This window comes from Streptococcus sp. KHUD_018, assembly GCF_054861215.1.
On record NZ_CM142176.1, the window covers coordinates 1,452,408 to 1,467,747 of the forward strand.

Sequence of the window (15,340 nt, forward strand, 5' to 3'; positions counted from 1 at the left end):
GAGTCTGAGATAAAAAGATTTTGATTTTAGGAATTCTTTATTATAAACTTTTAAAATCGATAGATTAGACAAAAAAGTGAACAAGACAGACTTCTGAGTATTAGATAACTCCGTTTTGTTCGCTTTTTATATCTAAGGTTAGACTTTTGTCCCAGACTCTTTTACTCTATTATTTAGACTTACCAAAAGAAAAATTAACTTAACAGGTATTCTACTGCAACATTTAATACATTCATTAACTACATTAGAAATAAGAGAAAGGCAATTCGAAACAGAGACAGGGCGAGCAAATGAAGGGGGTAAAACCAGTAAAATACTTTTCCAATATTGGCCCCTTTTTGACCGTTGTAGAAAGAGGTCACGAGGAGAAACAGAAGACAGGTGGCAGCCAGATCAGCCAGACCATCATAGGAGAAATTGAAGGCCAAAATTAGGATTTGCACACTGTTCAGTACCAAGACACCGCCAATTTTTCGGAAGATTGGGTCTTTAATCTTTGCAAAGGCATAGATACCAAAAACTCCTCCCGTCAGTCCGCCGTCAGCGATAATGGACAGAGTAAAACAGAGTAGAATAATTAGAACTTTTCTCCAGGTTGCTGTTTGCTGATCACTGTAATAAAGAGCACAGAGCCCCAAAAAGAGAGTAACAACCGTATTTTGCATGATAAAGCCAAGACCAGTAACCCAGCCCATCAGAGAGAAAGGGATGATACTGATAAGAGCCAGCAGCCCCAATCGTCTCATATACTTGCGCACATCATGACTGTGCCGATATCCTTCCGCGATACAAAAGGCAAAGACTGGAAAAGCCAGACGGCCTATTATGTGCATACTATTGGCCAGCCAGTTAGGAGAGAGAATATTCATATTGGTAGCCAGTGGAAAAGATACCCAGGCGATATGGTCAATCAGCATGGCAAGCATAGCAAGCAGTTTCAAACTGCTATTGTCAATTATTTTTTTCATAGGATCCTCCTTTTTCCTTTCCTATTATACAAGAAAGAGGTTCTTTTTCCCATTACTTTAGCTTACATTTCTCTCATTTTTCTTACAATTTTGTAAGATTGAAATATTTTTGTCCCAAACTCCTTTTTTATTTCATCATTTTCAAATCTAGAAAACAGTCTAAAACTCTGATTTTTTCTTGACAAATAAGACTGAACGAGGCTGGGACAAAAAGATTTTGATTTTAGGAATTCTTTATTATAAACTTTTAAAATCGATAGATTAGACAAAAAAGTGAACAAGACAAACTTCTGAGTATTAGATAACTCCGTTTTGTTCGCTTTTTATATTTAAGGTTAGACTTTTGTCCCAGACTCTTCTTTGTTTACTTCACTTTAAAGGTCTTGAGATAATTATCCTTTCCAACTTGACCTTCAAAGGATTGGCCATTTTCGAGGTAAGGAAGGTCATCTGACACCGAAGCCTTAACCTTATAAATCTTACCATCAACTTTGAAGAAGTAGACAGTATCCCCTTTGATAACAGCTGATTTAAGGTCTGAAACCACTCCCTTGATGTTTTCTACCGTTTCGTTATCCAGCTCGAGGTCGTTTTTATTGGCATATTTGCTGAGAAGCTCATCTACCGTAGTTGCTACGATGACGTTTTGGTATTCCACGGCATCGACCAATGCATACTCCTTGACCAAGCCTGCGTTATCTTTCAGGCCCATGATATAAAGAGGCTTGTCATTGAGATTGACAAGAATAGGGAAGGTAGCCTTGTAGGCCTTCTCTTGCACTGCTCCTTCTGCGGAAGCACGGGCTGATTCTTCGGTTGCTGATGCTAGATTGTACTTGGTGATTTCACCAGTGCGCATGTTTTCAAGGATAAAACCTAGATTACTTTCGTCAGCATTGGCTGAAGTCACCCCGGTGTAGAGATAAATGTCATTTCCGATAGAAAGATAGTTATAGCCTTCTGTCGTTTGGGTAACGTTTTTCTTAGAAATCAAGGCATTCCAGAAGCCGTCTTTATACTTACCGTTGTAGTTGATTTGTTCGATGGTTTCTTCTGCTGGATAGACACGATCCACCCATTCTGGGACTTCATCCAAGCTGTATTCCTTGGTTTCTCCATTGGTGGCGTCTAAGATAATAACAGACGAAGGACGAGGGACTCCTAGACCAAACTGTTTTTGATAAACGGTTGCTACATAGTAAGGATTGCCTTCATCATCCACCTCAAAGGAAGGCGTTTTAAAAATCTTGGTTGGGTACTTGATCCGAAGATGACGTTTGACGTCTCGGTTAAAATACTCAGAGTCTGAATACTTCATTGGCGTTTTTAAATCCACCAATTCCGCATTTCCTGTCACCATATCAACCTTGATATACTCGCCAATTCCCTTGGACTGATTATTAAACCATTTGATCGGGTCGGCATACTCCAAAGGTGTAACCCGATAGGGCTTGCCATCAACCGTCAGCTGAGTATAGGTATCTGCCGCTACGTACTGGGATACCTTATCCGTCAGAGAGCCCAGATAACGGTCACCAATTTTTTCTGCAGTGCTCCGATCAAGGATCGGAACCTTACTGGTATCACTCTTAGGAAAATCTTTAAATTCTTTTTCGGTGATAGAAACTACATTAGCATAGTTTTTAGCCTGGAAAAAGCTAGAGGTCACTAGGCTAACCAGACCAGCAAGGGCAAAGATAAGACCTGCAGCCAGTAACAATCCTCTACTGAGTCTGGTAAAATGGAGTCCTTCTAGATTGAGCTCGTTGGCAGGCTTGCCATGACGTACATGAACAGTTTTGAGGAGATTGGTATCCTTGCGGAAACTAAACAAAATCCCCATTACCACCAGATGCCCACAGAAAAAGAAGATGAATTCCCAGCTAGTAAGATTGAAGGGTGGCAAAAAGATATACCAGGTCGTTGCGATAAAAACAAGTTCAAAAAGTATGCGTTTCATCTGAGTTCCTCCTAAATAATCCGTCCTTCCAAATGATCCAGTTCATGTTGGCATATCTGAGCCGGAAAACCTGTCAGAGTAATGATCTGTTCCTGCCACTTGCTATCACGATAGGAAACCGTAATCGTTTCATAACGGGTCGTTGGTCGAACCCCAGTCAAAGACAAACAACCTTCCTCTGTCTCGTAAGGTCCTTCGTAGGAAAGGAGCATGGGGTTAAACATGACCATGGGAACTAGGCCAAGATTAAAGATAATCACGCGCTTCTGCACACCAATCATATTGGCCGCCAGACCGACACAGGTCTCGCGATTAGCTAGCAGGGTATCCTGCAAATCCTTAGCCAGATAAAGGTCTTCCTGACTTGCAGGTTTCGAGACCTGCGACAAGAATAAGACATCTCGGACAATTTTCTTTTCCATTCTCTTTCACTCCTTGCTATTTTACTTTATTATAGCACAAAAGAGGATAACTTCTAACCATTCTCCTCAAATGCAAAAAAAGCCATCCGAAGATGACTTTCTTTTTAAATCGCATTCTTATCAAGGCCAAGTTTACGTTGAACAAACTTGACTATTTCGACAATGAGTATCATTGAGAAGCTTCCAGCCATGACAATTCCCCATTGTGACAAGTCCAGTTTAGTTACGTGGAAGATACCTTCAAGCGGCTCTACGACGATTGTTGCCATCAAGAGGATGAAGGATACCAAGATAGACCAGTTGAAGGTCTTAGACTTGAATGGTCCGACTGTCAAGATGGATTGGTAAACAGATTTGACGTTGTAAGCATGGAAGAGCTGGATCAAGCCAAGTGTTGCAAAGGCCATGGTGAGGGCATCCGCATGAATGGCTTGGTTGTCTCCTACATGGACTGGATAGGCAAGAGCAAGACCATAAACGGTCAAGACGAGTGCCCCTTGGAGTACACCTTGATAGATAATGGAACTCATGACCCCACCTGAGAAGAAGCTTGATTTGCGTCCACGTGGTTTGTGGGTCATAACACCTGGCTCAGCTGGCTCAACACCAAGAGCGATAGCTGGGAAGGTATCGGTTACCAAGTTGATCCACAAGAGATGAACTGGCTGTAGGACATCCCAACCAAACAAGGTTGATAAGAAGATGGTTAATACTTCAGCCGTATTGGCAGAAAGCAGGTACTGGATTGTCTTTTGAATGTTTGAGAAGACCTTACGTCCTTCTTCAACAGCGACGATGATAGTCGCAAAGTTATCATCCGCAAGAATCATATCAGATGCACCCTTAGAAACCTCTGTACCAGTGATTCCCATACCGATACCGATATCAGCTGTCTTCAGAGCTGGAGCGTCATTAACACCGTCACCTGTCATAGCAACGACCTTACCTTGGTTTTGCCAAGCTTTCACGATACGAACCTTGTGTTCTGGAGATACACGCGCATAAACAGAGTATTGACCAACGACTTTTTCAAATTCTTCATCAGAAAGTTCGTTAAGCTCAGCACCAGTCAAGACATGGTCTTCCGAGTCATTTTCATTGATAATTCCCAAACGTTTGGCAATAGCTTCTGCTGTGTCTTGGTGGTCACCAGTGATCATGATTGGACGTATTCCCGCTTCCTTAGCGACACGAACGGCTTCTGCCGCTTCGGCACGCTCAGGGTCAATCATCCCAATCAAACCAGTAAAGATTAAGTTGTTTTCAAGCTCCTCAGAAGTAGGATTTTCTGGAATACTATCGATAATCTTATAAGCACCCGCAAGGACACGCAGAGCTTGGTGAGCCATTTCAGAGTTGTTTGTATGGATTAATTCAGTAACTTTCTCATCAATCGGAGCAACATCTCCTGCCTTATCACGAGCAACACAACGTTTCAAAAGTTGATCTGGAGCCCCCTTGACTGCCACGAGGAATTTACCATCTGGCAATGGATGAACCGTTGACATGAGTTTACGATCTGAGTCAAACGGCAATTCAGCTACACGAGGATATTTCTCTAAGAATCCTTTAACATCGTAGCCCTTGTCCAAGGCATACTGGATGAAGGCTGTTTCCGTTGGATCCCCGATCAGGTTTCCTTCTGCATCAATCTTAGTATCATTAGCCAAAACAACAGAACGAAGAAGAGGCATTTCAAGACCTAGTTCAATATCATCAGCTGAGTCATGTAGGACTGCGTCATAGAAGACTTTCTCGACTGTCATCTTGTTCATGGTAAGCGTACCAGTCTTATCAGAAGCGATGATCTCAGTCGAACCAAGTGTTTCTACTGCTGGCAACTTACGAACGATAGAGTTTCGTTTGGCTAAAACTTGAGTACCGAGGGCAAGAACGATCGTCACGATAGCTGGGAGTCCTTCTGGAATGGCTGCAACAGCAAGCGCAACAGAGGTCATCAACTCACCAAGTGGATTTTTTCCTTGAATGAAGACACCAACAACAAAAGTAACAAGGGCAATGACCAAAATTGCATAGGTCAAAACCTTAGAAAGGTTGTTCAAGTTTTGTTTGAGTGGCGTGTCTGTCTCGTCAGCATCTTGGAGCATGCCAGCGATATGACCCACTTCAGTATACATACCTGTATTGACAACAACACCAAGACCACGACCATAGGTCACGTTTGAGTTTTGGAAGGCCATATTGACACGGTCACCAATTCCAGCATCGGCAGCAAGCTCGACGGTCAAGTCTTTTTCAACTGGAACAGACTCACCTGTCAAGGCAGCTTCTTCGATTTTGAGTGAATTGGCTTCTAGCAAACGTAGGTCTGCTGGTACTACGTCACCTGCTTCAAGGGCAACGATATCTCCTAGCACCAATTCTTTGGAATCAATCTCTGACATGTGCCCATCACGGATAACGCGAGCAGCTGGACTAGACATAGACTTGAGGGCTTTGATGGCTTCTTCTGCTTTTCCTTCTTGGTAAACACCGAAGGCTGCGTTGATGATAACCACGGCTAGAATGATAATGGCATCTGCGATATCTTCTCCACCAGAAGTTACGACTGACAAAATAGCCGCAGCAACTAGGATGATAATCATCAAATCCTTAAACTGTTCGATGAATTTAACCAAGAGAGATTTTTTCTCACCCTCTTCGAGTTCATTACGTCCAAATTCAGCTAGGCGTTTCTGCGCTTCGCTTGACGAAAGACCTTGCTCAGTTGCTTCAACTGACTTCAAGACCTCTTCAGGACTCTGAGTATAAAACGCTTGGCGTTTTTGTTCTTTTGACATATGTCTCCTCCTTGACTTTGTGTGCAAAACAAGCTCTCTTTTGGTTTTATGACAAACAAAAAGAGACCTGTTAATCATAACAAGTCTCGCTGTTTAAGATAGCGCCGGAAAGCATACTTTTCAGTATAAAATTCGGAATGACGACACTATCACAGGTTTCTGCCAGCTACTCCCTTGAGTAGTACTATTATATCAAAATTTGAAAAGTTTTCAAGGGTTTAAATCCGATGAAACACTTTCTGAATCAAAAGTACGTTCACTGATAATATATCTAGGACGACGTTTTGTTTCCAGATAAATTTTTCCAACATACTCACCAATTACACCCAAACTAATCAATTGAACTCCACCAAGTAAGCTGACTATTGCATAGGTGCTCGCCCATCCAGCCACGACTGTACCAGCAAACTTACTCCATATAACCCAAATAATCAATAGAAAACTAAAGAGTGACGTCAAAACACCAAGACTTGTAATCAACCGAATCGGTTTGATTGATAAACTTGTAATACCATCCATAGCCAAACCAAGCATTTTAGACAGTGGGTAATGGCTCTCACCAGCAATTCGTTCATGCCGCTTATACGAAACGTAAGAATATTTAAAGCCAACTAAAGGCATTAAACCACGAAGAAATAGATTAACTTCAGTGAATTTTTCTAATTCCTTCAAGAATCTTTTAGAAACCAATCGATAGTCGGCATGATTAAAAACAACTTCTGCTCCAAATAGGCGTAGCACTTTATAAAAACCTTCGGCTGTAATTCGTTTAAAAGCAGAGTCCGTATCACGGTTATCACGTATACCGTAGACAATTTCAGAACCGCTTTTATATTCTTCAATCATTTTATCCATACAATTGATATCATCTTGTCCATCGGCATCAATGGTAATGACAATATCAGCAAACTGAATGGCCTCATACATACCTGCAAGCACACTACTTTGATGACCCCTGTTACGACTTTGCGATACACCAACCACAGAAGGGATAGATTTAGCATAACTTTCTATCAGTTCCCAAGTTCGATCCTTACTACCATCGTTTACATACATAATTTTACTATGGCGGTGGATTTCTTCTTTCTTTATTAATTGTTCAATTTTTTCAACAAACATTGGATTAGTATGTGGTAAGACTTGTTCTTCGTTGTAACATGGAACAACGATATATAAAATTGGCTTGTGTCTACTCATCTTTTTCTCCTAATATTTTTATCCCAAAAGGAAAGTTGGTTCCTCTAAACACCCTGACTATCAATTCGCAGCCCAAAATTGTCAATAAAGCTACAAAAACCGTTATTATATATTGATTAACAAAAATTCCAGTATATTTCGTAGACAATTCTTTAACTAATTTTTCTACTAACACCAGAACTATCGGCGAATGTATTCCATAATAAATCAACGTTTTTTGTCCGATTGATTTCAAAATGGAACTCTCTGGAATTGTTTTAAAAAATATAAGAACACTCCAAATTCCTGAAATAGCTGCCAAGTAAAATAAGAAATGATTCCCAATTTGCTGATAATATAAATCAACAATTTGATGGCCACTCACTCGATAGTTGAGTTTACTACTATAATTGGTAAGAATAAGTCCAATCGGTAAAAAGTAAATCGAAAAATACTTTTCTAATTGATGTAAATTATTCTTAGTCCATACTCCCAGCAAGATGAAAATCAGAGCAACAGGAACTAAATCAATATTCCAAATTAAATAATACTCCCTCTCATATACCTTCTGTCCGATATAGACTAAAACCAAGAGAGATAAGATTATTATTATCCACTGAGCCAAATTCCATTTTCTCTTTAAAATAAAATAACTGAAAACATGAGCCAAAAACATCACATTCAAAAACCATAATTGAAAATAAATATGCAAACGATCTGAAATCAGTAACTGTTTTGTAAAATGAAGAATATTGAAACTCAGAACTTGATCAGGGTACATGACAAAAAGTTGAAACAGAAAAACAAAACTATTCAGCAAGAAAAAAGGAATAACTAAACTCTTTACCTTATTTAAACAATAGCCTGAGAAGGTTTCGTATTTTCTAACATTCAAAGTAAAACCAGATAAGAAAAAGAACAACGGTATGTGGAATGAATAGAGAAGCAACTTAGCATTATTTGGAACAAAGCTACTATGTCCAATGATAACTAATATAATCGCTAAACCTTTAGACATATCTATGTAACCAATTCGGTTCTTCATACTATCCTCCTGTTCCTAATTTTAATCGATAAACGCTCATATCTGAAGTTACAGATTCAACCTCCTCAAAGTAAACATCCTTCTGATAATGTTCTTTCATGATTTTTTTAACACTATCCATATTCCCTGAGGAAGTGGACCAAAAGAAGAGAATATTCTGATTGTTGATTGCAGAAGACAACAGATTTTCAGGTTCTTCAACTCCGTATCGTTTCATTTGTTCATAATAATGAGGAGAAAAAGTTTGCCAATTTCCTAATGTAGTTGTATTTGTCACTAACTGATTGGATCTTAATTTAAAAGTTGACAATGTAGGCTGTGAAGAAACCAAAGTGCCATATCCACCAAAAACAATAAGTTTATCCGAATTCCTCTGTACAAGATTTTGGTACTCTGAGACTACTGACGATTGAATATAGGGAAACCAATACAGTTCTTGTCCAAGCTGATTTATCCATGCTGCCCCTACTAGTATCCCCATTATTTGTATGCTAAGGAATACCTTCCTCTTATCAAATAAACGTCTTTTTTCATAAAATGATCGAGCATAGAAAAGAAATACTAATAAGAAACATACTATTAGAGGGATATATACGCGCTCTACTACCCTCTGTCTAACAAAGAGAGCTCCAATTAAAAGTAAGGGGAAAATCGGTACAAACCATCCGTATAGCTTCTTAGGCTTAAAAATCAAGAACCAACTAATCAGTACTAAAGAGAAGGTTGTTAGTATACTATTCTTAAAAAAATCTGATATCATCTGAGGCAGATTAAACGAGTATTTCTCTGAAAGGGAACGAACAGACTGGATGTTTGTTAAAAGAGTATTGTTAAGGGCTTTTTTTTCAGCAAATAACCAGTAGGTGGAGACATTCAAATCATTCTCACTTACTCCCAAAGCTTTATATTCATTCGCATGTCTTTGATAATCAATAGCAGGATAATCTCTCAAATTCGTACTTAGGGCATTCCATGTCAAATACTCCTGTACATCAGCTTTCCCTAGTGTATATAGTTTATTGGAAGCAAAAATCAGTAAAATGACGCTAAATAATAAAACAACTTCTTTTCTTTTTTTAGAAGATATCCACTCAAAAAGCAGAAAAGGGAATAACAGTAAAACAAAGCTCGATATAATTTGAGGCCGAATAGATAAACCAATGAACAATAGTGATAGTCCAAAAATGTACCTTTTGTCAAATAGTAAAAAAGTTGCTGCTGTAGCTGATAAATATGCGATAACGGAAAAAGAAAAATATTTAATAAGTATCAATTGGGCTAAAAACACTATCGGAAGCAAAAGATACAGTTTTTTCTTATAAAAAAAGATAGCATAGACGCCAAAACTAATACAATAAATACTAACTAAAAAACAAAAATAAATATTCCAATTTGTAAAAATTTGTTGTAGTAAAGCTAAACCTGAAGATAATAGAATTCCCATATAAGGTAATAACATATTTTCCCCAGATAATATAGTTTGGTTCACCATGATATCATCTACAACAGGATATTCAAAACCTCTAAATGATATATAGAGATAAAAAAATAAAAATGGCAAAAATAAAAAACTTAAGCTAAGTAGCCTATTGACCATATTTTTATTTATCATTACAAGCTCTCTTTCAAATAAATATTACCCTTCAATTCTACCACATTTCCTTCTAAAAAACTAGCTCACCCCCAATCTTGTAAACCTATATCGTTTGAATTTTCCCATGAAAACCAGTATAATGAAAACAGAATCTCAGCTCTAGAAAGGAAACCCGATGAACCAATCCATGTCAAATCTTAAGTTGGCGGAACGTGGTGCCATTATCAGCATTTCGACCTACCTGCTCTTGTCTGCAGCAAAATTGGCAACTGGCCACCTCCTTCATTCCTCCAGTTTGGTGGCAGATGGTTTCAACAACGTATCCGATATTATCGGAAATGTTGCCCTCTTGATTGGGATTCGGATGGCGCGCCAACCTGCAGACCGTGACCATCGTTTCGGTCACTGGAAGATTGAAGATTTGGCTAGCTTGATCACTTCCATCATCATGTTCTACGTTGGTTTTGATGTGCTCCGCGACACCATTCAAAAAATTCTCAGTCGGGAACAAACAGTTATTGACCCTCTGGGTGCAAGTCTAGGAGTCGTCTCTGCGGCAGTCATGTTCGCCGTTTATCTCTATAATACCCGCCTCAGTAAAAAATCCAAATCCAAGGCTCTCAAGGCTGCCGCCAAGGACAATCTTTCAGATGCTGTCACCTCGCTGGGGACTTCCATTGCCATCCTAGCTAGCAGTTTCAATTATCCTATCGTGGATAAATTAGTCGCTATCATCATCACTTTCTTTATCTTAAAGACAGCCTATGATATCTTTATCGAATCGTCCTTCAGTCTTTCAGATGGTTTTGATGACCGGCTACTAGAAGACTACCAGAAAGCCATCATGGAGATTCCAAAGATTAGTAAGGTTAAGTCCCAAAGAGGGCGCACCTACGGTAGCAATATCTACCTTGATATCACCTTAGAAATGAATCCCGACCTATCAGTCTATGAAAGTCACGAAATTGCAGACCAGGTCGAATCCATGCTAGCGGATCGCTTTGGAGTATTTGATACCGATGTCCATATTGAACCTGCTCCTATACCTGAAGACGAAATTTTGGACAATGTCTATAAAAAACTACTCATGCGCGAGCAATTGATTGATCAGGGAAATCAACTAGAAGAACTCCTTGCTGAAGACTTTGTCTATATCCGCCAAGATGGAAAGCAGATGGATAAAGAGGCTTATAAGGCCGAAAAAGAGTTAAATTCAGCTATCAAGGACATTCAGATTACTTCCATTAGTCAAAAAACCAAGCTCATTTGCTATGAGTTAGATGGTATCGTCCACACCAGTATCTGGCGCCGCCATGAGACTTGGCAAAATATCTTCCACCAGGAAACAAAAAAAGAATAGAAAGATCCTGTCATTGAGACGGGATTTTTCAATTCTTCTAACTATCAAACTCACTTAGATACTCATAACGTTCGTATTTTTCAAGAAGTTCTTCGTTTTTCTCGTCTAGCTCTTTTTGGAGAGTAGCCAGCTTACCAAAGTCGGAGCCATTTGCCTGCATCTCCTCTTCAATAGCAGCGATGCGATTTTCCAAGGCTTCAATATCGCCTTCAATCCTTGCCCACTCCTGCTTTTCTTGGTAGGTCATACGCTTCTTGTCTTCACGAACTTTGACCGCTTTCTCTTTTTCGGCCTTTTGAACTTGACTTGCTGTTTCTTCTTCAAAGGCCTTTTCATCAAGATAATCGGTATAATGACCAAAGAAAGTACGAATGTTACCATCTTCAAAAGCGAGGATTTTTGTTGCTACCTTATCCAGAAAATAACGATCGTGGCTGACTGTTAAAACGGGACCTGCAAAGCCCTGCAAGAAATTCTCCAAGACTGTCAAAGTCGCAATGTCTAGGTCATTGGTCGGCTCGTCCAAAAGAAGAACATTTGGTTTTTCCAAAAGCAATTTGAGGAGATAAAGACGTTTTTTCTCTCCACCAGACAATTTCTCAATCAAGGTTCCATGCGTCGAACGCGGGAAAAGGAATTGCTCCAGCAACTCAGCGATAGAAGTCGTAGACCCACCACTGGTCTTAACCTCTTCTGCTACTTCCTGCAGGTAATTGATAACTCGCTTGCTTTCATCCAAGCCTTCAATTTGTTGAGAGAAATAGGCGATGCGAACTGTATCACCAATGATAACTTGACCTGCTGTCGGCTCAAGACTTCCTGCAATCAGATTGAGAAGAGTTGATTTTCCAACACCATTATCCCCAACGATTCCAATACGATCTTTGGCTTGCACCAAGAGATTAAAATCTTGTAAAATCGGCTTGTTCTCATAAGCGAAGGAAACATCTTTAAACTCGATAACCTTCTTACCAATCCGACTGGTTTCAAAGTTCATGGTCAAGTCTGTCTCAGCAATGCCACCTGAAACTTCTTTTTTCAAGTCATGGAAACGATTGATACGGGCTTGTTGCTTGGTCGCACGCGCTTGCGGTTGTCTGCGCATCCAAGCCAATTCTTGTTTGTAGAGTTGCTCCTTTTTGTGAAGGAGAGCAGCATCACGCTCATCTTGTTCCGCCTTAAGGCGAACATAGTCCTGATAATTTCCCTGATACTCGGTCAAACCTGCTCGGTCCAACTCGAAAATCCGCGTTGATAGTGCATCTAGGAAATAACGATCATGTGTGATAAAGAGAACGGTCTTCTTGGAATTTTTCAAAAAAAGAGTCAGCCACTCAATGGTCGCAATGTCCAGGTGGTTGGTTGGCTCGTCCAGAAGCAAGAGGTCGTGGTTTCCTAGGAGAACTTGCGCCAACTGAACACGTCTTCTCAGACCACCTGACAATTCACCAACTGGAGTCGACAAATCCCGAATCCCCAACTTGCTGAGAACAGTCTTGACCTGACTTTCGATTTCCCATGCTTGGAGGGAGTCCATCTCTGCCATGACCCGTTCCAAACGAGCCTGCTTGTCCTCGCTGTAGTTGAGCATGATTAACTCATACTCACGAATCAACTGGATTTCCTTGAGGTCGCTGGAGAGAACCGTATCCAAGACCGTCTTGCTATCATCAAAATCAGGATCCTGTGTCAAGTAGCCAATCTTGTAGTCATTCTTAGCTGAAAAAGGACTGACATCCCCATCAAAGCCAGAAACGCCAGAAAGGACGTCTAAAAGGGTGGTCTTACCAGTCCCATTGACACCTATCAGACCGATTCTGTCCAAGTCATGGATGATAAAAGAAATATCCTTAAAAACGGTCTTGTCACCAACGGATTTGCTTAGTTTTTCAACGATAAAATCACTCATTTTTTCTCCCTCAGATAAGCATGGATTGCTTGACGATCATTTTCCAATTCTCCATCGACAATGGCAAACTCAATCTCTGTTAAAATCTCTCCCAAGTCTGGTCCTGGCTGGTAACCATATTCCTTAATCAAAATTCCACCGTTAATCTGAATTTCTTTCTTGTCATGAATGGTCAAACTATGGTAAGTTTCTTTGATGGCTTGTGGGTTGACTTCCTTTCCTTGGGCCTGACGAAGACTTTCAGCTTGTAGAAGGGAATCCAAGTCAAAGCGGTAACAATCGCGCTTGCTCAGCTCTCCTTCTTCTCGCAAAGTCAAAATAGTCAGCAAATCCTGAACCTGCTTAGCAAACTGGCGTGAGGTCTTCCAATCTTTCAAAAATGGCTGTGCATCTTTAATCTCCAAAGCCCACAATAGAGCCGCCCAGGCTTGTTCAGAGGATTCAAAAGTGAGATCAGCCTTTAAATCAAACAGTCCGTTGAGCTTGTCTTGGCTTCCTGCCATATCTGGAAGATAGTCATAAGCTTGACTTTCAATCATGGAAGCCAGACCAACTCGCCAAAAAGGTGCCAGCAAGAGTTTATCAAACTCAACGAAGGTGCGCTCTACAGAAATTTTCTCCAAAAGCGGCGTCAAAGTCTTCATCGCCTCAAAAGTTTCTGACTCAAGTTTAAAACCGAGACTGGCCTGAAAACGGAAACCACGCATAATCCGCAAAGCATCTTCGTTTAAACGTTCACTAGCCACTCCAACTGCTCGTAAGACTTGGTTTTCCAAATCTTCTAAACCATGGAACAAATCAATAATTTCGCCTGTTTCGTCCAAGGCAAAGGCATTGACTGTGAAATCACGGCGCTTGAGGTCTTCTTCTAGCGAACGCACAAAGGAAACCGCACTGGGTCTACGGTAGTCCACATAGACATCTTCGGTCCGAAAGGTCGTCACTTCATATTCCTCGTCCCCATCTAAAACTAAAACAGTTCCGTGCTCGATTCCGATATCGGCTGTTCGCGGAAAAATCTGCTTGGTCTCCTCTGGATAGGAAGAAGTCGCAATATCCACATCGTGGATAGGACGATGGAGGAGGGCATCTCTGACGGAGCCCCCAACAAAATAGGCTTCAAATCCTGCTTCTTTAATTTTTTCTAATACTGGTAAAGCCTTCTGAAATTCAGAAGGCATTTGTGTTAATCTCATAATAAGTGTTCTAATCCATAGACAAGCTCATGACGCTTGACAACTTCTTTGATTCCCAAATTCACCCCTGTCATGAAGGAGCTGCGATCATAGGAGTCGTGACGGAGGGTCAATCCTTCTCCCTGATTGCCAAAGATGACTTCCTGATGGGCTACCAAGCCTGGCAACCGAACCGAGTGGATGCGCATGCCATCAAACTCAGCACCACGAGCTCCTGCAATGAGTTCTTCCTCATCGGGCGCACCTTGCTGGATAGACTCCCGAACTTCTGCCATTAACTCAGCTGTTTTAATGGCTGTTCCACTCGGAGCATCTTTTTTCTTGTCATGATGAAGCTCGATAATCTCCACATTTGGGAAATATTTGGCAGCCTGCGTTGCAAATTGCATCAGCAAGACAGCACCCAAGGCAAAGTTAGGAGCAATCAATCCACCCAAATCTTTCTCACGGGAAAATTCTTTTAATTCTGCAATTTCTTCACTAGTGAATCCTGTTGTTCCAACTACTGGAGCAAAGCCATTTTCAAGAGCAAAGCGTGTATTTTCGTAGGCAACGGCTGGTGTAGTAAAATCTACCCAAACATCCGCTTCAACACCAGCCAAGTCAGCCTTATCATTGAAGACAGGAATCCCCTGCCACTCTGACTCAGACTCAAAAGGATCCAAAACTGCGACCAAGTCCAAGTCTGGATCAGCCAAGACCATCTGACAAGCAGCTTGGCCCATCTTTCCCTTAAAACCGGCAATAATTACTCGAATACTCATCTCTACTCCTATTCAAGATACAAAGGACGTTAGCTGCTCATGAAAAATAGGGAATGGTGCTGACTTTCCATGAAAGGCAAGACGGGCATCTTTTTTCAAAAGGCAGATAGTCCGTGTTCAATTTCTAAGATACAAAGCCTGCCCA

At 40.6% G+C, this 15,340-nt stretch carries 11 protein-coding genes; 1 reads left to right on the forward strand and 10 read right to left on the reverse strand.

The features are described 5' to 3' along the window. Positions 1-239 precede the first annotated feature (239 nt). From ACVBD2_RS07380 to ACVBD2_RS07410, 7 genes are all read right to left on the reverse strand, one after another. Entirely contained in the window at positions 240-968 is a 729-nt protein-coding gene (locus tag ACVBD2_RS07380) for a TraX family protein (protein WP_125418281.1), read from the reverse strand. Positions 969-1,332: 364 nt separating this feature from the next. After that, positions 1,333-2,928, reverse strand: coding sequence for a hypothetical protein (locus ACVBD2_RS07385; protein ID WP_461685508.1), 1,596 nt, complete (start codon positions 2,926-2,928; stop codon positions 1,333-1,335). Between the two features lie 11 nt (positions 2,929-2,939). Then, positions 2,940-3,350 carry a peptide deformylase gene (locus ACVBD2_RS07390; RefSeq protein ID WP_461685509.1) on the reverse strand — a complete coding sequence of 137 codons (411 nt, stop codon included), beginning with the start codon at positions 3,348-3,350 and terminating at the stop codon, positions 2,940-2,942. Between the two features lie 104 nt (positions 3,351-3,454). Then, entirely contained in the window at positions 3,455-6,151 is a 2,697-nt protein-coding gene (locus ACVBD2_RS07395) for a cation-translocating P-type ATPase (RefSeq protein WP_461685510.1), read from the reverse strand. Positions 6,152-6,361: 210 nt separating this feature from the next. Continuing rightward, on the reverse strand, positions 6,362-7,348 hold the full coding sequence (locus ACVBD2_RS07400; protein WP_461685511.1) for a glycosyltransferase family 2 protein: 987 nt from the start codon (positions 7,346-7,348) through the stop codon (positions 6,362-6,364). Next, complete coding sequence (locus tag ACVBD2_RS07405) at positions 7,341-8,372, reverse strand: acyltransferase family protein (RefSeq protein ID WP_235098328.1); 1,032 nt, start codon at positions 8,370-8,372, stop codon at positions 7,341-7,343. The genes ACVBD2_RS07400 and ACVBD2_RS07405 overlap by 8 nt, the downstream gene beginning before the upstream one ends. A 1-nt stretch (position 8,373) precedes the next feature. Then, positions 8,374-9,984 (reverse strand): hypothetical protein, encoded by a 1,611-nt coding sequence (locus tag ACVBD2_RS07410; protein WP_461685512.1) that lies wholly within the window; start codon positions 9,982-9,984, stop codon positions 8,374-8,376. A 157-nt stretch (positions 9,985-10,141) separates the two neighbouring features. On the opposite strand from ACVBD2_RS07410, the gene mntE reads away from it, so the two are divergent. Next, positions 10,142-11,326, forward strand: a complete 1,185-nt coding sequence (gene mntE, locus ACVBD2_RS07415) for a CDF family manganese efflux transporter MntE (protein WP_461685513.1) — start codon at positions 10,142-10,144, stop codon at positions 11,324-11,326. 37 nt (positions 11,327-11,363) lie between these two features. Here mntE and ACVBD2_RS07420 read toward each other — a convergent pair whose 3' ends face one another. The 3 genes from ACVBD2_RS07420 to dapB are packed head-to-tail and all read right to left on the reverse strand — an operon-like array spanning position 11,364 to position 15,195. Continuing rightward, complete coding sequence (locus ACVBD2_RS07420; protein WP_461685514.1) at positions 11,364-13,235, reverse strand: ABC-F family ATP-binding cassette domain-containing protein; 1,872 nt, start codon at positions 13,233-13,235, stop codon at positions 11,364-11,366. Continuing rightward, complete coding sequence (locus tag ACVBD2_RS07425; protein ID WP_461685515.1) at positions 13,232-14,431, reverse strand: CCA tRNA nucleotidyltransferase; 1,200 nt, start codon at positions 14,429-14,431, stop codon at positions 13,232-13,234. The genes ACVBD2_RS07420 and ACVBD2_RS07425 overlap by 4 nt, the downstream gene beginning before the upstream one ends. Beyond that, complete coding sequence (gene dapB / locus ACVBD2_RS07430) at positions 14,428-15,195, reverse strand: 4-hydroxy-tetrahydrodipicolinate reductase (RefSeq protein ID WP_461685516.1); 768 nt, start codon at positions 15,193-15,195, stop codon at positions 14,428-14,430. Before dapB ends, ACVBD2_RS07425 begins: the two co-directional genes overlap by 4 nt. Between the last annotated feature and the right edge of the window lie 145 nt (positions 15,196-15,340).